This window comes from Butyrivibrio sp. TB (genome assembly GCF_900110805.1).
GTDB classification, from domain to species: domain Bacteria; phylum Bacillota; class Clostridia; order Lachnospirales; family Lachnospiraceae; genus Butyrivibrio; species Butyrivibrio fibrisolvens_C.
Genome location: NZ_FOER01000021.1, coordinates 76,654 through 99,455 on the forward strand (window position 1 = coordinate 76,654; position 22,802 = coordinate 99,455).

At 38.4% G+C, this 22,802-nt stretch carries 16 protein-coding genes, 2 tRNA genes and 1 rRNA gene; 15 read left to right on the forward strand and 4 right to left on the reverse strand.

Annotation, left to right across the window (positions count from 1 at the left end):
• Positions 1-57 precede the first annotated feature (57 nt).
• The 10 genes from BMX21_RS13905 (at position 58) to BMX21_RS13950 (ending at position 13,902) form a co-directional block, all read left to right on the forward strand.
• Positions 58-1,626: an MBOAT family O-acyltransferase gene (locus tag BMX21_RS13905; protein WP_242952930.1), complete on the forward strand. Its 1,569-nt coding sequence runs from the start codon at positions 58-60 to the stop codon at positions 1,624-1,626.
• Complete coding sequence (locus BMX21_RS13910) at positions 1,613-2,653, forward strand: hypothetical protein (protein ID WP_027203435.1); 1,041 nt, start codon at positions 1,613-1,615, stop codon at positions 2,651-2,653. Before BMX21_RS13905 ends, BMX21_RS13910 begins: the two co-directional genes overlap by 14 nt.
• A gap of 96 nt (positions 2,654-2,749) precedes the next feature.
• Entirely contained in the window at positions 2,750-5,401 is a 2,652-nt protein-coding gene (locus tag BMX21_RS13915; protein WP_092045379.1) for a hypothetical protein, read from the forward strand.
• Between the two features lie 46 nt (positions 5,402-5,447).
• Positions 5,448-7,025 (forward strand): amino acid adenylation domain-containing protein, encoded by a 1,578-nt coding sequence (locus BMX21_RS13920; RefSeq protein ID WP_092045381.1) that lies wholly within the window; start codon positions 5,448-5,450, stop codon positions 7,023-7,025.
• A gap of 24 nt (positions 7,026-7,049) precedes the next feature.
• The gene (locus tag BMX21_RS13925) at positions 7,050-8,276 is read left to right on the forward strand and encodes a diaminopimelate decarboxylase family protein (protein ID WP_092045383.1); all 1,227 of its coding nucleotides are present in this window, start codon (positions 7,050-7,052) and stop codon (positions 8,274-8,276) included.
• Positions 8,277-8,426: 150 nt separating this feature from the next.
• Positions 8,427-8,660: an acyl carrier protein gene (locus BMX21_RS13930; protein ID WP_027203439.1), complete on the forward strand. Its 234-nt coding sequence runs from the start codon at positions 8,427-8,429 to the stop codon at positions 8,658-8,660.
• Between the two features lie 56 nt (positions 8,661-8,716).
• Positions 8,717-9,703, forward strand: coding sequence for a glycosyltransferase family 2 protein (locus BMX21_RS13935; RefSeq protein WP_207647648.1), 987 nt, complete (start codon positions 8,717-8,719; stop codon positions 9,701-9,703).
• 6 nt (positions 9,704-9,709) lie between these two features.
• The gene (locus BMX21_RS13940; RefSeq protein WP_092045388.1) at positions 9,710-10,774 is read left to right on the forward strand and encodes a glycosyltransferase family 2 protein; all 1,065 of its coding nucleotides are present in this window, start codon (positions 9,710-9,712) and stop codon (positions 10,772-10,774) included.
• 150 nt (positions 10,775-10,924) lie between these two features.
• A complete protein-coding gene (locus BMX21_RS13945; RefSeq protein ID WP_092045390.1) occupies positions 10,925-12,778 on the forward strand; it encodes a sugar phosphate nucleotidyltransferase in 1,854 nt (617 codons plus the stop codon).
• A 29-nt stretch (positions 12,779-12,807) separates the two neighbouring features.
• Positions 12,808-13,902, forward strand: coding sequence for a glycoside hydrolase family 88 protein (locus BMX21_RS13950; protein WP_092045392.1), 1,095 nt, complete (start codon positions 12,808-12,810; stop codon positions 13,900-13,902).
• A gap of 901 nt (positions 13,903-14,803) precedes the next feature.
• Here the strand turns inward: BMX21_RS13950 and larC are convergent.
• The 4 genes from larC to BMX21_RS13970 all read right to left on the reverse strand — a co-directional run bounded on the left by larC (position 14,804) and on the right by BMX21_RS13970 (position 19,430).
• The gene (larC, locus tag BMX21_RS13955) at positions 14,804-16,441 is read right to left on the reverse strand and encodes a nickel pincer cofactor biosynthesis protein LarC (RefSeq protein WP_092045394.1); all 1,638 of its coding nucleotides are present in this window, start codon (positions 16,439-16,441) and stop codon (positions 14,804-14,806) included.
• A 21-nt stretch (positions 16,442-16,462) separates the two neighbouring features.
• Entirely contained in the window at positions 16,463-17,272 is an 810-nt protein-coding gene (gene larB, locus BMX21_RS13960; protein WP_330390232.1) for a nickel pincer cofactor biosynthesis protein LarB, read from the reverse strand.
• A 103-nt stretch (positions 17,273-17,375) separates the two neighbouring features.
• Entirely contained in the window at positions 17,376-18,188 is an 813-nt protein-coding gene (gene larE, locus BMX21_RS13965) for an ATP-dependent sacrificial sulfur transferase LarE (protein ID WP_074758176.1), read from the reverse strand.
• Positions 18,189-18,302: 114 nt separating this feature from the next.
• Entirely contained in the window at positions 18,303-19,430 is a 1,128-nt protein-coding gene (locus BMX21_RS13970) for an aldo/keto reductase (RefSeq protein WP_092045398.1), read from the reverse strand.
• 411 nt (positions 19,431-19,841) lie between these two features.
• Between BMX21_RS13970 and BMX21_RS13975 the strand changes: the two genes are divergently transcribed.
• From BMX21_RS13975 to BMX21_RS13995, 5 genes are all read left to right on the forward strand, one after another.
• A complete protein-coding gene (locus BMX21_RS13975; RefSeq protein ID WP_092045400.1) occupies positions 19,842-20,456 on the forward strand; it encodes a hypothetical protein in 615 nt (204 codons plus the stop codon).
• Positions 20,457-20,584: 128 nt separating this feature from the next.
• Positions 20,585-21,709 carry an acyltransferase family protein gene (locus BMX21_RS13980; protein WP_143057268.1) on the forward strand — a complete coding sequence of 375 codons (1,125 nt, stop codon included), beginning with the start codon at positions 20,585-20,587 and terminating at the stop codon, positions 21,707-21,709.
• Positions 21,710-22,112: 403 nt separating this feature from the next.
• Positions 22,113-22,198 (forward strand) — tRNA-Ser (locus tag BMX21_RS13985).
• Between the two features lie 101 nt (positions 22,199-22,299).
• A tRNA-Ser gene (locus BMX21_RS13990) sits at positions 22,300-22,388 on the forward strand.
• 227 nt (positions 22,389-22,615) lie between these two features.
• A 16S ribosomal RNA gene (locus BMX21_RS13995) occupies positions 22,616-22,802 on the forward strand; the annotation flags it as partial.

Consider the following 22,802-nt stretch of genomic DNA (forward strand, 5'->3'; position numbering starts at 1 on the left):
AGTGTTTTTGAGTGGTAAGATTTAATAGAATTTGATTATAAGATTGGAGATATAATTGTGGAATTCTATTCACTTGCATTTTGGTGCATGATAGCATTAGCGCTTGTGTTATATTATACAGTATTGAAAAGCAGGCAATGGATTTGCCTGCTTGTTTTCAGCATGTTGTTTTATGCAATTTGTGGATTATCAGGTGTACCGTACATTCTCACTACTACTATAGTTACTTGGGCTAGTGCACTTGGAATATCAAGGGTTATAAATACTACAAAGGTAAGAAGGAAAGCTTCCGGACTTACAAAAGAAGAAAAAAAGGCAATAAAGAATAAAGGAATCATTCAGAAAAGGATATGGCTTATATTGGATCTGGCAATAGTTCTTATGATCCTTATTTGCGTAAAATATCTTACTGAAATTCAAGTGTTTAAAGTATCAGGCTTTATACTTCCGCTTGGAATCTCTTTTTATACCTTTATGGCAATTTCATATATAGCTGATATATATAATGAGAAATATGAACCAGAGAAGAATTTCTTCAGACTACTTTTGTTTTTGTCCTTCTTTCCGCAGGTTATTCAGGGACCTATAAGTAGATATGACAAGCTTCGCCCTCAGTATGATACAGTTCATACTTTTGAAAATGATAGGTTTTTGAGAGCACTATGGCGTTTCCTTTTTGGAGCTATGAAAAAGTATGCAATTGCTGATATGTTATCAGGATCTATAGCAGGTATTTTTGATTATGGTAGCGAAGGGCTTCCTGGAAGTCTTATAGTACTTGTCATTATCATGTATTCAGCTCAGCAATATGCAGATTTCTCCGGTGGAATAGATATGGCTCTTGCTGTATCAGAAATGTTTGGAATAGAGCTAATGCCCAACTTTAAACGTCCATATTTTGCGACCTCGCTTGGGGATTTTTGGCGTAGATGGCATATCTCTCTTGGAGCATTTATGAGAGATTATGTTTTTTATCCATTTGCGCTTCTTAAGTTTATGCAGAAGTTTGGAAAGTGGTGCAGTAAACATTTTGGTAAGCATTTTGGTCGAGTGCTTCCTGCTGGAATTGCCAATATTCTGGTGTTTTTATTGGTGGGTGTATGGCATGGTACACAGATGCATTATATTATATGGGGATTATATAATGGTCTTGTAATAGCTTTATCAGACATCTTAGCTCCTGCATTTGATAAAATCACGCATAAGCTTAATATAGAATCTTCCTCAAAAGGTATGCATGTATTCAGGATTATTAGGACTTTTATAATTGTAAATATAGGATGGTACTTTGACAGGATTTATGACTTTGGAGATTGCTTGCACTGCTTTAGAAATACTGTTATGAACTGGTCGTTTAATGAATTTTTCAGAATGTTCACTCAGAAGGTTGTTAATACCGTTGAATCTACAAGATATCTCTATGGTGGATATATTGTTGCATTATTTGGAATAGTGATTGTGTTTGTTGTGAGCTTGTTGGAAGAAAACAATATAGATATACGAACTGCTATTATGAGAAAGAATCTTGCGATAAAGAGTGTATGTGCTTTCATTATGATATTTCTCATATTGGCATCCTTCATGCTCACTACTGGTACAGGAGGCTTCATGTATGCGAATTTCTAAAAAGATTGCAGCGTTCGTTGCTGTGCTTGTGATATTTATTTTAGTCAATAAGCTTATCTGCTTTGCTGTTGAACCATATATGGGGTCTAGCACTGAGATGTGGACATACTTTTACGAAAATGTAAGCAGTAAGAAAGTTGAAATGGTATATCTTGGGACATCGCAGTGTGAATGTGCTTTCAATCCTGAGAGTATTGATGATGAGCTTGGTATAGTGTCATTTAATATGGGGACCAATATGCAATCCTTTGAAAATACTCTGATTGCTATAAAAGAGGCTCATGAGAATGGTATAAATGAGATTGTTTTTTCTGTTGACAGGGATATGTTAGAGCAGGATAGATCTGACAATTTCAGAGCTGATGCAAGTTTTGTAAGTGCTTATACAAGGATGCAGAATCCGGTTAAAGCGTTTGTGACTTCAGTAGAATTTGTTACATCTCCATCCTTTATTACGAAGCCTTCTTCGATCAACTACTTTTTTCCTTGGGTATATAACAGGAATACCAATATTGTTCTAAATATAAAGCAGAAACTGTCAGGAGTTATCGAAGATAAAGATGGTCATAGGTTATCGTCGGGATATGAGCCTTCTGATGAGGTTGTAGATATGTCGCTAGTATATACAACTGTTGAGGACGCTGATAACTACGCTTGGGGAAGAGAGCTACCGGTTCTTGAGATATCTGATGAGAATCGCAAAGCTTTGATTGAAATCTGCGAATATTGTAAGAATAACGGAATAGCACTTTATCCAGTGGAAGTTCCGTATCCGACATTTATATCACAGCATACCAAAGAGAGCTATTTTGAGGTTTATGAAGAACTTAAAGATCTTTTTGGTAAGTACGGATATGACTATTATGACTTTAATCTTATAGATGATGGATATTATTCTTGGGAACTGACTGACTTCAAAGATCAGGGACATTTTAATACGGTAGGGGCCATGAAGTTTTCAAAAATGTTTGCTGCTTTTATGAAGTTAGACAAAATTGATAAAGAGAAGCTTTTCAATATTAGATAAAAGTTGTATTTGATTAAAAAAGTTGTAATATATTATCTGAGAAGGTTATTTTTGCTTTTGGTGGTCAACATTCATTAATAGTGAGGTTGTAACATTATGAGCGCAAATGACAATAATAAGAAAAAAGATGTTAGAGCTATACTAAATCTCGTAATCCCGGCTTTTATAGCAGTGGCTATATTCTTGACTTTCTCAATTGCTATAGCATTTGGAGAAATATATTTTTACAACTATAGAAATCCTGAAAGTATAACTCCTGAAATTGGTGAGCTTGAAACAGTATCACTTTCAGGAGGAGCTGAGATTACACAGTATTTCACGCCGTGTACTCAGCACATTTCATATTTGGCATATTATATAGTTGCGCTACCTGAAGATTATAGTGATGGTGCTTCATTTGTCATGACTCTTTATGATAGTGACAATAAGGTTATTATATCCCAAACGACTCCTTTTTCTATGATTAACAATGGCGATTGGACAGTGGATTATTTCCGAAAAGGTTTATTAAAACTGCCGCTTAGGGTTTCTGATTCAAAAGAGTATCATATTACTTTTAGTGTGACAGGATGCAGTGATGATGCTTGCCCTTGCCTCATCCTTACAGATGACGTAAATAGTGTTGCAGGACTTGGTAGCTGCATAGTTGATGGAACAGAAAAAGACGAAATGACAGTTTACATGGGATATGGATACCCTGAAACACTTAGCAGGTTTGTAATACTTTTATCTATTTTATTAGTATTTCTATCAATATCATATTGTCTGTATCTATACTATCGAGAAACAATTCCCGGAAGAGCTGAAAATGCACTGAAACATTATTCAAATCCTACAATTCAAAAAATAAAACTTTCTATTGCGATTATTATTCCTATTTTGTGGTTTGTTCTTGCTATGCCGGACATTGTTTATCATTTAGATTCAGTTAGTCTGGATCCGTCCTGGAGATGGATACTTAATGTTGCATATGAAAAAGGTTATATATTTGGTAAAGATCTGTTCTTTTCATATGGTCCTCTGGGATTTGCCTATTATTTGATCAATATGGGGGATACTGCAACATATAAGATGGGCTTGCTATTGTGGGGGTGCCTTTTTGCGGTAGCTGCTTATCTTTTTGCTAGAATCTTTATAGCATGGAGAAAAGGGCATATTTCAACAACTTCTTTACTTTTGGCTTTTATTGTTTATCTTCTGACATTTCATGAATCGTGGACTGATAGTTACCTTCAGTTTATGGTTGTAATGTCACTTGTTCTGTGGGATATAGGAGATAGGACTGCTATAATCCCACTTAATGTCCTGATTACTTTTTCCTCTTTTGGAAAGATAATTGGATTTATATCAGGAATCATGATGGTCTTGGTATACGCGCTGTTTAGAATCTTGTTTGATAATAGACTGAATATAAAGGAAAGATTAAAGATGCTTATTTTGCCAGTTCCATCGATAATAGCTATGCCGGCATTGTATCTTTTGTATTCTCATTCTATAAGCGGTCTGATAGGATATGTAGCTAATCTTTTTAATAATGTATCCGGATTTAATATGACTCAGCAGTTTGATGATTCATATTCTGAGCTGGATTATATTTGCTTCTTTGTGATACTTTTGGTTTATCTTCTTATATTTATGATCTTTATCGCAAAAGATAGACGTAGGGCAGCGATTTTTATAGCTGCGGGAGTTCCTCTTTTCTCTGCATATAAATATGGTGTTACGGCTCATGGGATGGAATGCAGTGCATGGGTTGCCGCAATGCCTATATCTGCTCTGATGCTTGATATGCCGCTAGGAATTAGAAATCTTTCCGAGGAGATGCCTTCAAATACGCTAAGAGGTCAAAGACCCAAGGTTTTATACCATCCTGTGCTTCAGTCATTGATTTGTTGTGGATGCGCTATTATTGCGCTATTGTTTGCATGGTGCGGTCATGGGAGTCTTTCTGGTATTACAGAAGATATGCATAGTAAAGCATATACTATTACACATCTGTTTGAAGATTCTAGGGAAGAAAGTTTGTATGAAAGCGGACAGCTTCCAAAGGAGATTCTCAATATTATCGGAGATTCAACTGTAGGAGTATATCCATGGAGAATTGCGTATGGAGCAGTATATGATGATTTAAATATACAGTTTTCTCCGACATGCTTTGACGGAGCTGAGATATATAATGACAGACTGGATGCAATATCCGCCCAGTATTATCGGGACAGAGGACCGGAATACATTATAATGTCCTGTGAAGTAGTGTATGGACAAATCAATCTTTTAAATGATCCTCAGATATGGTACGCTATCAAAGATAATTATAATGCTGTATATACAGATGATGAATTCTGTCTTCTAAAGAGAAAAGAATCAGCAGATGTTGAAAAGACGTATACTTTGGTTGAAAGCAATACATATAACACAAGTGACAGGATTGAATGTCCTGATTGGGCTGATTATGCGGTTATTCATCTTGAATATTCTTTTACCGGAAAGATCCGTGGATTGTTCTGGAGGTATGGTGTTACCAATATAAATATCGAGTATAGTGATGGGCAATCGGTGTATGGGACAGCTTTGGTTCCCCAGATTAGTTCCGGTTTCGAATTGTGTTACTATCCACAGGATACGTATGGAGTTGAGTCGTCTCTTAATAGCGAGGATACACCTGTTATTACGGCATTTACTTTATCTGGTACTGGTCTTAATTCTATGAATGATAAAGTGATCATAGACTGGTATTCTTGTGATTAAATAATATAGCAAAGAAATAATGTTAACTTTGAATGCGAGGACAAAAATGGATAAATCTGTAATTGACTGGCTATCTAAAAGTGCTAAGGAGAAAGCTGATGCGATAGCAGTTGGAGATCCTGATAAGGAATATACATACAAGGAGCTATTTAATAATTCAAAAAAGGTTGCTTTGAGTATTCTTCCTTACGTAGAGCCGTGTCATGCAGTAGCTTTTTATATGGAGAAAAGTGCTGATGGTCTATGTGGTATGCTGGGGACAGCAATGGTTAGGGGATTTTATAGTTTTATAGATGTCAGAGCTCCCCAGAGTAGAATTGAAAAGGTTCTTGAGATCCTTGAGCCTGATGTGATAGTAACAGACAAGAATTTCAAGGACAAGGCAGCAATGTATGCTGAAAAATTTAAAGTTGTTACGATTGAAGACCTTATAGATGGAGCTGATATTGAGTATTCAATTAATTATGATTGCAAAGATATAAAAGATTTAGGTGACCTAAGACTCAAACTAAAGCAAAGACAACTTGAAGCTCTTGATACAGATCCTTTATATGTGAACTTTACTAGCGGATCTACAGGCGTTCCTAAGGGAGTTATGGTTAATCACCGTAGTGTGATGGATTTTATTGATTGCTTTACAGAAATATTTGGAATTAATGATGAAGATATAATGGGTAATCAGGCGCCATTTGATTTTGATGTTTCAGTCAAGGATATATATAGCTGTCTTAAAGTTGGAGCCAGACTTCAGATTATTCCACGCTCATATTTCAGTGCACCTACTACACTTATGGACTATCTTGTTGAAAATAAGGTTACAGTACTTGTATGGGCAGTTAGTGCTATGTGTTTTGTTTCTATCATGAATGGTCTTGGATATAAAGTACCTGAAAGTGTACGTATGATCATGTTTTCAGGAGAAGTTATGCCAGCCAAGCACCTTCGTGTATGGCAGAAATATCTTCCTGATGCGAAGTATGTAAATCTTTACGGACCGACTGAAATTACTTGTAACTGTACATATTATGAGCTTTCTAAGGGTGAGACATTAAATGATACAGAAACACTTCCTGCAGGGAAGGCATTTCCAAATGAGAAGGTTTTTCTTTTGGATGAAGATAATACTCTTGTTGATACCAAAAGCATAGGTGTTGAAGGTGAGATATGTGTTGGTGGAACCTGCGTAGCTGTAGGTTATTATAAGAATCCTGAGAGAACATCAGAATCTTTTGTCCAAAATCCTCTCAATAATGATTACCCGGAACGCATCTACAGAACCGGAGATATTGGCAAATATGATGAAAACGGTAATATCATTTATGTATCAAGGAAAGATTTTCAGATCAAGCATCTTGGACAAAGAATAGAACTTGGTGAAATAGAAAACGCCGCTACAAGTATAGATGGCGTAACAAGAGCCTGCTGTTTGTATGATCATAAGAAAAAAAAGCTTATATTATGCGTTACAGGATCTCTCAATGGCAAAGAGATCACTTCAGCATTAAGAGATATAGTTCCTCAATTTATGGTACCCAACAAGGTCAATGTACTTGAAGAAATGCCACTTAACAAAAATGGCAAGATAGATAGAACCGCTTTAAACGCGAAGTTTATAGCGCTATAATTATTTGAATAGGGATTTTTGATTATGATAGATAGTAATAAACTTAAAGAAATAGCTGATAATTATTCAACACCTTCCTATATTTTTGATATAGATGCCCTGAGAAATCGAGTTGCAAAGATCAGAGAGATAGTTGGAGATAATATAGGGCTTTGCTACGCCATGAAAGCTAATCCATTCCTTACTAAAGAAATGTCAGAGATTGTTGACAAGCTGGAAGTATGTAGCCCTGGAGAGCTTGACATCTGCAAGGAAGAAAGAATAGATGGAAGTAAGATAGTTTATTCCGGCGTAAATAAAACCAGAGAATCAATAATAGATGCTATTAAAAGCGGTGTTGGTACTTATACAGCTGAGTCTGTACTACATGTAAAGCTTTTACAAGAAGCTGTTATGGAAACTTGTAATGATGGACAGGAAGGTACGGGATGCCTTTATGATAAGGAGCATAAATTTCCTGTAATTCTTAGGCTAAGTGCGGGTAGCCAGTTTGGAATGTCCAAAGATGATATTGGTTATATTTTAGATCATATCGATGAATATCCTAAGTTGGATTTTGTCGGAATTCATTATTTTGTTGGCACACAGCGCAAGAAATTAAAGGACCAGATTGCTGAACTTGAGATGCTTCAATTATTTATAGAAGATCTTCGTGCAAGATATAGTCTTCCTTTAAAGAAGTTAGAATATGGTCCTGGGCTGCCTGTCCCATATTTTGTAGGCGAAGATTTTGAAGACACGCTGAGTCCTATTAAAAAACTCTTGGCAGAACTTCAGAAAGCTACAAAGTGGTGTGACCTTACAATAGAAATGGGAAGATTCTGGGTATCAACATGTGGATTGTATCTTTCCAAGGTTATGGATATTAAGACCTGTAATGGCACCAATTACTGTATTATCGATGGTGGAATCAATCATGTTACATATTATGGTCAGGTAATGGGAATGAAGATTCCGGTTATAAGGCATCTAGATGGTGGTCTGTCTCCAACTCACGGTACGATAAAAGGTAATGCAGACTATGCCCTTTGTGGAAGCCTTTGTACAACAGCTGATGTTTTGGTTAGGAAGGTGCCATTTTCTGATCTAAAAATTGGTGATATACTTGCTTTTGAGAATATGGGGGCATACTCGGTTACAGAAGGTATTTATCTGTTTTTGAGCCGGATGATGCCTCAGGTCATTATGTATGAGAATGGTAGGATCAAAATAGTTAGAAAATTTGTAGATACAGCACAGTTTAATCATTAAAAAGATATGACTATTAACTTGAGTATCTTTAATAAAAAGATCTTATTGTTTTACAATAACAATTTAATATTTGGGTTTTATTTAAGATTGATTTATTATTATATCTTATGATGAATCAGACAATTATAACATTTAAAGGAGTTTATCATGATGGATGAAAATTTTATTGAAGTATTAAGTGGTGTAAAAGAAGACGTGGATTTTGAAAATGAAACAGCACTTATTGATGACGGCATTCTTGACTCTTTTGATATATTGCAGATAATCAGTGCTCTTAATGATGAATATGATATTAGTATTCCGGCATCTGAGATAATTCCAGATAATTTTAACAGTGCAGAGTCACTTTGGGCTATGGTAGAACGTCTTCAAAATGAAGACTGACAGGCTGTGACCATAGTGCTTATGTTGGAATGAAATAAATGGCTAGGAGGAGTCAGATGCTTGAAGGCTTAGGTAAACCGATCCTTTGGATCGTAATCCCATGTTATAACGAAGAAGAGGTTCTGCCGGTAACAGCACCTCTTTTTCTGCAAAGAATAAAAGAAATGTCAGAATCCGGTAAAATATCAAATAAGAGCCGAATTCTTTTTGTTAATGATGGATCAAAAGATAGAACTTGGGAGCTTATAGAAGAACTTTCAAAGTCTGATGAACATTATATAGGAATATCACAGAGTCGTAACAGAGGTCATCAGAATGCAGTTCTTGCTGGACTTATGGAAGCAAGGGATGTATGTGATATTACTATTTCTATTGATTGCGATGGTCAAGATGATATTACAGCTATGGATAAGATGGTTGATGCGTATCTAAACGGGGCTGAAGTAGTCTATGGCGTTCGTTCAAGTAGAGATACTGATACTTTCTTTAAAAAATTCACTGCAGAATCATTTTATAAACTTCTTAATTGGATGGGAGCGGAAGTAGTATATAATCATGCAGATTATAGGCTTCTAAGTTCCCGTGTCCTTAATGAGTTTGCAGATTTTCATGAAGTCAATATTTATCTTAGAGGACTGGTTCCTCTCGTTGGATTTAAATCAGCGACCGTATATTATGAGAGACATGAAAGATTAGCTGGTTCTAGCCATTATCCTCTTACTAAGATGCTTCATCTTGCTTTTGATGGAATAACATCACTTTCAATCAAACCTATTTCAATTATCACAGGAATCGGAACTATTGTAAGTTTTATAGGTTTCATAGGAATAATATGGGCTATAGTGGTTGCTCTTATGGGTAAAGGAGTATCCGGATGGGCGTCAACTGTATGTATTATATTGTTTCTCGGTGGTATACAGCTTATATCTATTGGCGTTATTGGTACATATATAGGAAAAATATATATGGAAAGTAAGCATAGACCACGTTACATAATAAGTGAGAAGACGTGGGAGCCATACGAAAGACACTATAAAGGATGATATTACATGGGTAAAGTCGGGGCTAAGATAAGCATCATTGTTCCTGTCTATAAGGCAGAGAATGTCATTCAAAAATGTATTAATAGTATACTTGCTCAAAGTTATAGAAATTTTGAGGTGATTCTGGTTGATGATGGATCACCTGATGGTTCAGGTAAAATAATTGATTCTGCGCATGTCAGAAGTTCGAAAGTAATTGCAGTCCATAAAGAAAATGGTGGACCATCGTCAGCTGCAATAAAAGGTGTCGAGTATGCATCCGGTGATTATATCATGTTTATCGATGGAGATGACTGGATTGAGCCGGATATGTTAGAAGAGATGGCATTACATATTACTGGCTGTAATGCTGAAGTTATCTGTAGTAATTATATTATAGACAAAGAGAAAAAAGACAGACATGGTAATATTACAGTAAGTTCTGTCCCTGTCAAAATGCCGGCTCCCTCAGGAGAATATACTGGAGATCGCCTCAAAAGTGAATTGTTAAATGAACTGATTGGACACGAGAAAAGGCCAATTTTCTTATCCAGATGTTTTAAACTTTATTCAGCAGATATTGTAAAAAATAATCTAAAATATGTTGATGCGTCAATCCGTATGGGGGACGATGTTAACATGATCACACCAATACTTCTTGATGCCAAACGTATATTTGTTATGAAGGACGCTTTCTTTTACCATTACGTTTTTTATAGTACATCAATTGTTCATAGCTATGATCCTGGATTATACGATAACTGCGTAAGACTTCGTAGTAAGCTTAGTGAGATACTTGAATTAAAGCATGTACCTAATGCTAATGAAAAGGCAAGATATGAATTTTTGTATCTTTTTTTTCTTGTAATTAAATCAGAGCTTAGAAGACCATTAAAAGAGGCTTTTGAATCTAATAAGAGAATAAGAGAACTATGCAAAATCGAGAATACATCAGATTTGCTTACAGACAATCCTGACAAGATCTGCGATGTTGCCAATAAACTTATGGTTCCGATTCTTAGGAGACCCTCTAATATAAATATGACTTTCGCTAGAGCTGTTTTTGGAATTCAAAAGATTCTTAAAGCTTAGTATTTATATTCAAAAACTGATTAAAGGAGAGTATGTCTATCAATAATAAAGCATACAAATAATAAATTGGAAAAGAAAATAGAACTATTTGTTCCTGGTCGTTTATGCTTATTTGGTGAACATAGCGACTGGGCGGGCCTTTATAAGACAATGAATGCCGATATCGTTCCTGGACATGCTCTTGTTACCGGAATTGAACAGGGCATATATGGTGTGGCTTCCAGAGCTGATGAATTCTCAGTAGAAAGTGAGATAGAACAGTTTAAGGGAAGCTCTTTTTCATGCCCAATGGACATGAGTAAGCTTAGAGAGGTTGCCAGAGGAGGCGGATTCTTTTCGTATGTTGCAGGGGTAGCCTCTTATATATCTGAATGGTACCATGTAGGCGGACTTAAGCTTACAATAACCAAGATGGATCTCCCTATTAAGAGTGGATTATCTTCATCGGCAGCTATCTGTGTAATGGTAGCTCGTGCATTTAATGAATTATATGGTCTAAAACTTAATACTAAAGGGATTATGAATATTGCATACTTGGGGGAACAGAGAACTCCATCTAGGTGTGGCCGCTTAGATCAAGCATGTGCATATGGAGTTAATCCTGTTTCTATGGTATTTGATGGTAATGAGCTTGACGTAGATAGGCTAACAGTCAAGAAAACTTTGTACTATGTTTTTGCAGATCTGATGGCTGGAAAGGATACAGTTCAGATTCTTGCAGATCTTAATAGAGCATTTCCTTTTGCTCATTCCCAGGAGGATGAGCATGTTCATGAGGCTCTTGGAAGTGATAATGAGAAGATTATTCAAGAGGCAATGGATTACATAGAAAATGGAGAAGTCGAAAAATTAGGTGATTTGATGAAAAGAGCCCAGGATCTTTTTGATGAAAAGATTGCTCCTATGAGCCCGGATCAGCTTAAGAGCCCTGTTCTTCATAGTGTGATCAATGATGAGCATATCAAAAAGCTCACATATGGTGTAAAAGGGGTTGGCTCTCAAGGAGATGGAACTGTCCAGCTCCTTGCAAGAGATGAGGAAACACAGAGAAAACTGATCGATTATCTTACTAATGAGCGTAAGATGATAGCGTATCCACTAACTCTTCGACCATCTAAAGCTGTGACAAAGGCTGTAATAACGGTTGCAGGATTTGGCACGCGTATGTATCCGGTGACGCGAGGAGTCAAGAAAGAATTTTGTCCGGTTGTTGACAAAGATGGTCTTGTAAAGCCGGCAATATTGGTTCTTTTAGAAGAGCTTGATGAAGTAGGTATAGAAGAAATCTGTCTTGTGATCAATAGAGAAGAGGAGAATTATTATAGAGACTTCTTTATGAAGCCTTTAAGCAGTGCCCATTATGATAAACTTCCTGAAAATATGAAAAAATATGAGCAGAAGATTATGAGCATAGGTTGTAAACTACGCTTTGCATATCAGGATGTGCAGAATGGATTTGGACATGCGGTACTTCAATCAGCAGAATTTGCTGGAGGAATGCCGGTTTTGCTATTACTTGGAGATACAATTTATCAGAGCTACAGTGATGTTCCTTGTACAAGACAGCTTCTGGATACATATGAGCAATATGGAAAGCCTATGGTAGCAGTACACTCTGTTCCTATAGAAGATGTATCAAGCTATGGCATATTCAGTGGCGTATGGGAAGACAACGAAGAAAAAGTCATGAACCTTGTTGCAATTGCGGAAAAACCTACTCCTGAGTATGCGGCTGAATACCTTATAGTTTCAGGTAGGAGAGATTCAAAGGCATGTTATGCGGCATTTGGAGCTTATGTCATAGATCAGAGTATCTATGACAGACTACAGTATGCAACTGATAATAATATAACTAATGCAAAAGGAGAAGTTGAGCTAACTGATGCGCTTGAGTATGTGCGTGACAGTGAAGGAATGTATGCTTTTGTGCCTGATGGAGAATCTTATGATATAGGTAATGCGAAGGCATATAGAACCACGGTTACATCATTTGGAAAATCTTAATATGATAATAGCAATAAAGGAATATTATTATGAAGAATCCGGAAACAATAGCAGCAATAGAAAGAGAAGCAATCGTTCAACTAAAAAATATTAACAGAAAGTCTTTTAAGGCAAGATGTAAAAATATGGCTAAGAAGATTATGGGACGAGCTTCTGAACCCAAAGATATGCTTTTCTGGCCTGTAGGAATGCTTCTTATGGGACTAACTCAGACATCATCAGAATCTGTTGCAGATGACAGTGAATTAGTAGAGCTGTGCAAAGAAGCGGTGAAGAATTATTATGACATTTGGAAAAAAAAGCAAAAAGGTCGCGTAACTCATGTTGACGATGCCCTTGCAGGCTTTTCTTTACTAAAGATGTATGAGTTGACTGCAGATAGTAGATTTCTTGATTCAGCTCATGATATTTTTAATTTTCTTAGAATGGCATCTAAAGACAAGGAACGATCTATCATCTACAATGTCTCTGGAAAAGATGATTTTATACTGGCAGATGGTGCTGGTATGACTTCTCTTTTTTTATCTTACTATGGATATATTATGGATAGTCTTGGAGTTGAAGATGAAGCTAAAGAGGCGTATGAACTTGCTACTACGCAGCTCATAAACTTTATGAATAATGGTTGTGATATGAGAACCCATCTTCCATACCATGGATATAGTCTTACTCGTGGCAAACTTGGGATTATCGGTTGGGGACGGGCTGTTGGTTGGATTATGATGGGAATGGCCGGATGTGCCATGTTTGTTCCGGATACAAATATTGAAAAAAGTAAAATCATGGAATGGATATATGATTTATCAAATGTGGTAATTTCTTATCAAAGAAAGGATGGGGCTTTTTCATGGGCTCTTCCTTGCATGGAAGGACATGTCGACTCTTCTGCTACAGGAATGATAGGATGGGGCATCAAAAATCTATATCCATATATAGAATGCCGCTCTGAGAGATTAAGAGAACGAATTGATAATATGGATAAGGCATTATTATACATGACCCAAACCAACGGTTGTGTGATAGAGTCATTAAGCCCTTGTGAGGATCTTGCAGTTCATAGACAAGTATATAACTGTAATGCTTGGGGACAAGGAGCAGCTCTAGCATGTCTTAAAGCTCAATAAAATCATACATACATAAAACTGCCCACTTGGATGCTGGCCCGTTCAAGTGGGCAGTTTGAATGTTTATATTTTGCATATTTCATAAATACCTTATAAGAAAAATCTAGATTTTAAAAGCTGTAAATTATCAGGTGCTAATAATTCAAAAAAGAAAAAACTTAAGCTGTCAAATAGCATATATAATGCTTAAAAAATAATGAAAATGCTAAAAATATACTAAAATACCGATAAAATCAGAACTAAAATAACGACTCGCAATACGAGGAAAAACATGGAAACTAGACACTATAAACAAACGATCTATTCCATACCAGAACTGCGTTACAAGAATAATATCAATATTGCGAACGCAAACAAACGAAATCCCCGACCTAGAAAAACGACGTTTCGTCAGAAATTGAACAAAAAAATTTTTAGCATATTATAATTATTTTGTGCTTGTGAAGAGCACATATAATTCTTTCGGCTTGGTCATTAAAAAAGGACTTCTTTTAGATAATGAACCAAGTACTGTCGGGCTTGAAATGGCCCATACCGCGTATACGAGTGGGGGAGTTAGTATTCGATAGGTTCTAGGTATATGCGTTATTGTCATCCTCTATTAACATGGCAATGACGCAGACTGCCATCGTTTGTTACACGTAAGATTTTTAACATGATAGTATTATAAAATGAAACTTCGCACTTGCCAAAAGATTTGTAAGCGGTGCATCAATATATTTTGAGCTCAAAGACATAGATAAAAAAATATAGACTATTGGAAAGAAGAGGATTAAACTGTAAAGCCTTCTCGCTTTAGATACTTCATTGACCAAGCGGGAAGGCTTTATTTTATAATGTTAGGATGATCAAACTTTTTGAGGATTGCCAAGCGTTATGAGGAACTAACTTGAGGGGCAGGTTATTTCACCCCTATAGCATCCTTGACTTCTTTGATGCTCATTCCGGTATTTCTTGCAATTTTAACTATATCATCGTATTCAAGCTTGGATCTGCTGATTCCGTATCCGGAGACTCTTTTTTCCCTTACCTGTCCCAGAGGTGTATTAAGAGTTTCTGATTCTCTGCTTAATATATACCTGTTACAGATAGTCTCTCTGATCCCGATTGTTGTAGTGTGCTTGAATATATTTTTTACCATCATATCTCTATCTGATACAGAGCATATAACTGTTAAGAGAGTGCCTGGTCGATTCTTCTTCATAGTTATTGGAGTGGAAAAAACGTCTCTGGCACCGGCTTCTAACAGCTTTTCAAAAGCAAAGCCTATCTCTTCACCGGTCATATCGTCGATATTACAGCGAAGCTCTATGATAGAATCGTTGATTGCAGATTGAGAGGTAGGTGCATCCGGATAAGGCCTTTTTGCTGTATCATCCGGCATTGCCATATCAGGGCTAGGATTATAATTGTTGCTGCTTGTAGCGTAAGTATCATGCCCGATTATCGCTCTGACGCAGTTGGCCCGTTCGAAGTCTTTAAATCCCATCCCATAGCCTATGCTATCTGAAGTCATGGCTGGCATAGACTTAAACTCATCTACAAAATATTTTAAAATAGCAGCTCCAGTAGGAGTGCACAACTCACCCTTAATATCCGTGCTGTACATAGGGATTCCTTTTAGGATAAAAGCTGTTGCTGGAGCAGGAACAGGAAGTATTCCGTGAGCACATCTTACCTGACCGCTACCAACATGAATAGGAGATGCTATGATCTTATCGGCACCAATGCGCCTTATTAGAATACACGCAGCTGTGATATCTGCGATAGCATCCATTGTCCCCACTTCATGAAAATGTATATCCGTTATCGGCTTGTTATGGACATGCCCTTCTGCAGTGGCTATGATTTTGTAAATTGATCTGACATCAGATTTGATTGAATCTGAAACATTTAAATTATCTACTATGCTATTGATCTTCTCAAGACTTGCATGACTGTGATGGTGTTCATGATCGTGGCCATGCTCATGAAAATCATCATGCCCGTTCTGATGTCCGTGATCATGTTCATGGAAGTCATCATGCTCGTGCTGGTGCCCGTGATCGTGTTCGAGAAAATCTTCATGACTATGTTCATGAAAATCTTCATGCTCATGCTGGTGCCCGTGATCATGTTCATGGAAGTCATCATGCTCATGCTGGTGTTCGTGGTCATGTTCATGGAAGTTATCATGCCCATGGTGGTGCGCGTTATCGTGTTCATAGAAGTCATCAGGTCCATGCTGGTGCGCGTAATCGTGTTCATTGAAGTCATCACGCCCATGATGGTGCCCGTGATCATGTTCATGGTGGTGTCCATGATGATCCTCATGCAACGCTTCCCCCTCATCAGTGCCATGCACTTTCACACTTACATGAGTACCTGTGATCCCGCATTTGACGCTTCTTTCCACATCAAAACGCACATCAGGTATATTAAGAGCAGAAAGATCTTTGATCGCTTCTTCTTTTTCTTTTTCATCCATTGCATCAAGAAGGGCAGCAGTGAGCATATCTCCGGCAGCTCCCATTCCCAGATCAAGGTACAGTATTTTCATATAAAACTCCAATTTCCAATCCTACCTCATATGATTTATAAGACTAGCCTGATAAGCCGCTCCAAATCCATTATCGATATTGACCACAGACACACCGCTTGCACATGAATTCAGCATTGACAAAAGAGCTGATAACCCGTGAAAAGATGCACCGTACCCGACAGAAGTCGGAACAGCAATAACAGGGCATTCGGCAAGACCGCCAATAACACTTGCGAGAGCCCCTTCCATCCCGGCGATAGCGATTATGACCTTAGCACTCATAATATCATCCATATGAGCAAGAGTTCTGTGAAGCCCGGCAACTCCCACATCATACAGCCTTGTCACGTCATTACCCAGAAACTCAGCAGTAAGCGCAGCCTCTTCGGCAACAGGTATATCGCTTGTTCCGCCGGTAGCTACGACAATCTTGCCAAGCCCGTCAGCTTTCGGGAAGTCTCCGATGATCCCTATATTAGCCTCTTCATGATAGTCGATTTTGATAGTCTTATTGCTAGAATCAGCATTAGCCTGACTTGCAAGATCATTAAAACCAATCTGTCCAACAAGCTTACTCTTTACCTTCTTAGCCTTATCCGGATCCATCCTTGTTATCAGGATGCGCTCCTGGCCACTGTCTGCCATGGTTCTGATTATCCCGGCGATCTGATCTGCAGTCTTGCCCGCACCATAGATGACCTCATAAGCCCCGTTTCGTATCTTCCTATGAGTATCAACCTTGGCATAGCCTATATCTTCAAAAGGCCTCTTTTTGAAAAAAAGCTCTGCTTCCTCAACCGAGATCTCGCCGGATTTGATTTTTTCAAGCATCTCATGGATATTTTCCACGACTTGCCTCCTTATCGCTGTTTTTAGTAAGAAATAATCCATCTTCCTGCATCAACATCAGCATTGTTTTCCTATTGTAGGATTATCCTATATTTACTATATCCTATTTTGATGTATTAATAACTTCGTTCATGCTGCCAGTCCTGTAGCCCTGCATATCCAAAGTCACATATGAAAATCCAAACTCCTTGAATTTACTAACGATCTTACTACGAATACTATCGTCCACAAGCTTTGCAATATCACCTGCCGGGACCTCAATCCTTGCAATATTCCCATGGACGCGCACCCTGTACTGCACAAGCCCAAGCTCTGCCAAGAGGTTTTCTGCCCTCTCCACCATCTTAAGCTTACCGGCAGTGATCCTCTCTCCATACGGAACCCTGGAGGCAAGACATGCAAACGACGGCTTGTCCGAAGTAGGAAGACCTAGCTCTTTGGAAAAAGACCTTATCTCAGCCTTAGTAAGACCGACCTTCCTAAGAGGACTCAGTACACCAAGCTCCTTCACAGCCTCAAGCCCCGGCCTGTAATCACCCAGATCGTCCATGTTCGAACCCTCTGCCACATATTCGATTCCGTTTTGCCTTGCTATATCAATAAGCCCGGAGAACAGAGTGTGCTTGCAGTAGTAGCACCTGTTCTTGGGATTTGAAGCATAGTCCTCAGACTCAAGTTCATTTGAATTAAATATAAACTGCCTGATGCCCTCCTTTTTACAGAAGGCATCAGCTTCATCATACTCATGTCTGGGAAAAGAAGCTGAAGCAGCAGTCACGGCTATCGCTTTATCTCCAAGCACATCGTGCGCCACTTTTAGAAGAAAAGTAGAATCAACCCCTGCCGAAAAAGCAACGGCCACACTTCCCAGTGACTTTAAATATTCTTTTAAATCGTCTAACTTATTAGTACTCATTAAAAACTCCAACGAATGATCTTTTAATTCTTTCAATACGCTTATCAATAATATCTACACAGATGCTTTTCTTAAGAAAAGACAACAATCTGCGCAGCTTATTTTTCCAAAACATCATTCAAAAACTCTAGCGCAGTCCTTGAGCCTCTCAATAACATCAATATGCTGAGGACAAGCGCTTTCGCACTGACCACATCCGATACATGCCGAAGCCAGGCCTCGTCCCTCAGTAACTCTCTTATAATCAGCCTGACCCTGCTCAATCTGCTCCCAGATCAGCTGCTTATTCCTGGCTGCGAAGATGTCCGGGATTGGAATCTGCATAGGACATCCCTTAGTGCAGTAGTGACATGCTGTACAAGGAATCGAATTAACAGATGCAAGAGCTTTCTGGGCCTTGTGTATAGTCTCAAGCTCATCTTCAGACAGCTTCTTGAAATCTCTCATATAAGAAAGGTTGTTCTTCATCTGCGCCACATTGGACATACCAGAGAGAACAGTAAGGATTCCGTCCATAGAAGCTACATATCTGATAGCCCATGAAGCAAAAGACATATCAGGCGCGGCATCTTTTAAAATCTCCTGAACAGATGCAGGCGGATTAGCAAGAGCGCCGCCCTTAACAGGCTCCATTACGACAATCGACTTGCCGTGCTTTCTTGCAACTTCATAACATGCACGTGACTGAACAGTCGGATTATCCCAGTCAGCATAGTTTATCTGAAGCTGTACGAATTCAGCATCAGGATGCTTTGCAAGAAGCTCGTCCAGAAACTCCGGAGTATCATGGAAAGAAAATCCCCAGTGCTTTATAAGACCTTTTTTCTTCATTTCTTTTACAAAATCCCAGATACCATACTCGTCGTACTTGCCAATATTGCCCTTTCCAAGAGCGTGCAGAAGATAGTAGTCAAAATATCCTGCGCCGGTTCTTTCAAGACTGATCTCCAGCTCTTTTTTGGCATCCTCTGCATTCTTACATCCTGAGTAGCCAGCATTAAGCTTGGTTGCAAGAGTGTAGCTATCACGCGGATGCCTCTCAACAAGCGCCTTCCTTGTGGCTTCCTCTGAACCCTCATATACAAAAGCTGTGTCAAAATAAGTAAGACCAGCTTCAAGGAACATATCTACCATCTTAGAGGTCTGCTCGACGTCAATAGTGTTTGTCCCCTCAATCCTTGGAAGTCTCATAAGACCAAAACCAAGCTTGGGCGTTTTTTCTCCAAAATATCTTTCTTCCATAATCTCTTCTCCTTACCTGTAATGCCTGAAGTTGACATCATCGCCTTATCTTCATGAATGATCTATTGGCCATTATATTGCCACAAACCCGCCAGATGCTTTGCATTGCCGGCGTTATAAATGCAAATATCTGCCAAATATTTGCATCAATTAAATTGTGTATAAAACCTATATATAATGTTATCAATAACGAGACACTTGTATCAATAGTAATTATAAACTTTTATGATTATTTAATATATGACTTCCCGCTGGGGTGTGCCAGTCCGTCCAAGTGGGAACTTTGAGATATATGTCAAGTAGATGCAGGGGCGTTTATGAGTGAGGCGGCATTTTCATGGAATGTGACGCATACGAATAATAGTGGTATAGTATACGTATATACGATAATAAATATCAAAAGAGGTGCTTATGACCGAGACTTATCTTGATATGATGGAAACATCCCTCATTAAGAAAATTGAAGTTATGAAGCAGATTGAAGCACAAAACATAAGGCAAAAAGAGGCTCTTGTCATGGAAGATGGATTCGATGAAGAGACTTTTGATGATGCTGTCAGGATCAAAAGTGGCCTTATTGACAGATTGACTGAATTAAATGAGGGCTTCGCCGGTCTCTATGACAAAGTCAAAGATGATATTACTGCTGATAAGACAAGGTACCGCGCTCAGATCGAGCACATGCAGGACCTGATCCGCACTGTAACAGATATCTCTAACACCATCGAGATCCAGGAGACCAGAAATAAAGAGATTGCAGACAATATTTACTCCGGGATATTTTCCGGTTTAAAGAAAAATGGAATCAATGGAATAAGGCAAGGGATAGATAATGAAGTTGGGCAGGGCATAGATAGAGATGTAAGGAAGGGAATAGATAAAGAAGCAGGGAAGGGCATGGATAAAGAAGTATTACAAAGCTTAGATAAGGAAGCAAGGCAAAACGCTGCAGTAGCATTTAGCTATCGTTCCGCCATGACGAAGTCTTCAAATATACAGCCCCACTTTTTTGACGATCACAGCTAAAGCTTTATATCGCGGCCGCTGAACTAACATGTTATAATAAGACATCTACATATGAGATATCGCGGTAGCTGCAAAGGCTGCCGCTTTTTAGGGTGATTTTTTATTATAGTAAAACAGGTGGTTATATTATGAGGGGTGATACTAAAGCTGGTAACAGCTTTCTTTATATGTTCAAAGCTATTGCATGCATTCTGGTCATTTTCATTCATTGTCTTTTCCCGGGACCATTTGGCAAGGACGTTCAGGCATTGTCCAGATTTGCAGTGCTTTATTTTTTCGTGATATCAGGCAGATTCTTGCTCAAAGACCTACCAATCGGCACAGATCCGGCTATTATCAGAAAACGCATGCTGTCCAAGATAAGCCATCTTGCGGTGATAACGCTCTCACTTACTCTTTTGTACAATGTATATTCACTGATCATAGCAGGCACAGTAGGCTACGGGATCAAGGACCTTGCATCCCAGAAATATAACCTTCATGAGCTCTGGCTCCTTTTCGTGTTCAACTCCGGCAAGATAATCTATGACTATACATATGATATAGATCACCTTTGGTATCTGTACGCTGTCCTTTATGTATTCGTCCTCGTATTCATATTCTCAAAGTATGCCAAAAAATGGAGCGGGTTCCTTAGTCTGTTTTTTACCGTAATGCTCTTTTTCGCAGAACTACTGCAATTATATTATCCGATAAGGCCTTTTGACATCAGCATCCGCACCTGGTACGTTGTCAGAAACTGGCTCCTGGAAGGAATCCCCTTTATCATGGGCGGAGTCTGGCTTGACAGCGTAGTCAATGATGCAAGAAAGTCTAGGGCAGCAGATGCAGTGCGCCGCGTCATTCAATCCTGCACCTTCAGTACTTCTGCCCGTAAGAATCGCATCATACTTCACATTCTGGCCGTGGCAGGCCTTATCATGTCAGCTGTTGAATACAGACGATTTGGAGATATGACAGTATATGCGGGTTCTGTAGTGACCCTCGTCGCAGTCATGCTCCTTGGCGAAGTCTACGGCCAGTTACATGACAGATTTACCGTCCCTTTCTACCTATATCATCTGGGCAAAGACCTGTCCGCGTCGGTATATTATTTTCATATCATGATAATTTCTATTATAAGTAGGCTCTTCTATATATATGATGGAAAAGAACTTCTGAGTTGGCTAAAACCATTGATAGCCGTTGTAGCATCAGTGATAGTTGCGGAAGTGATCTGTTATTTCAAATATAAGCTAAAGATGGGAAAATAAGGATTGACAATAAGGGCTGCCTCAAAGGGTGGCGTATGTTTGGCAAGTGCGAAGTTTGAATAAATGAAAAGTAGGCAGTGAAAAGTGTAAATAGTGTTATTGGCATAGAGATTTTTTAAACAGGGATTTAATCAAAGTATATTTATGACTTGATTTGTTTGAAGAGCAGTTCTAATATAAATCAGTTGTAAATGTTGTATTTACGTGGATTACGGCAGATTTAGGTGTGAGATTGCTTTACGACGTACAATACATATTTTGACGATAAAAAAATATTGAAAAAAATTAGAAAAATTGCTTGACACCATAGGTTGAGTTTGATAGTATATATCTTGCGCTGCGGCGGTAACGCTTCTACGAAAACAGCGCAGGAATAAAGCTGAAAGATATATAGCTTTTATATGGAGCGATATCGAAGTGGTCATAACGAGGCGGTCTTGAAAACCGTTTGGCGGCAACGCCACAAGGGTTCGAATCCCTTTCGCTCCGCTTGTAATCATAAAGCGGCATAGGACAGGATACATCGTCCGCTGTTAATTAAGAGATTAGATCTAAGTTCATTTGAATATGATCTATGAATCAACCTTTTTGCAGAAGTACTCAAGTGGTTGAAGAGACACCCCTGGAAAGGGTGCAGGTCGTTAATAGCGGCGCGAGGGTTCAAATCCCTCCTTCTGCGCTCATCTGCTTAGCAGATGTAGATTACATAGAACTTTGACAACTTAACAGTAATGCAACCCTGAAAATTCCAGTTCTTCTTTTAAAGAAGGACAGAATGTTCAGAAGAACAAAAACCAAAAGTAAATTTTTGATGGTTTAGCCACCATCAAGCTGTTAGAAATAACAGTGGAGCAGAATTATTCTGATTAAGTCAGCATAAGTCTGAACCGGAAAGAACAATTATTTTAAAGTGAGAGTTCGATCCTGGCTCAGGATGAACGCTGGCGGCGTGCCTAACACATGCAAGTCGAACGGAGTTTAACGCTGATGAAGCTTCGGCAGATTCTTGTTAAACTTAGTGGCGGACGGGTGAGTAACGCGTGGGTAACCTGCCTCATACAGGGGGATAGCAGTTGGAAACGACTGATAACAC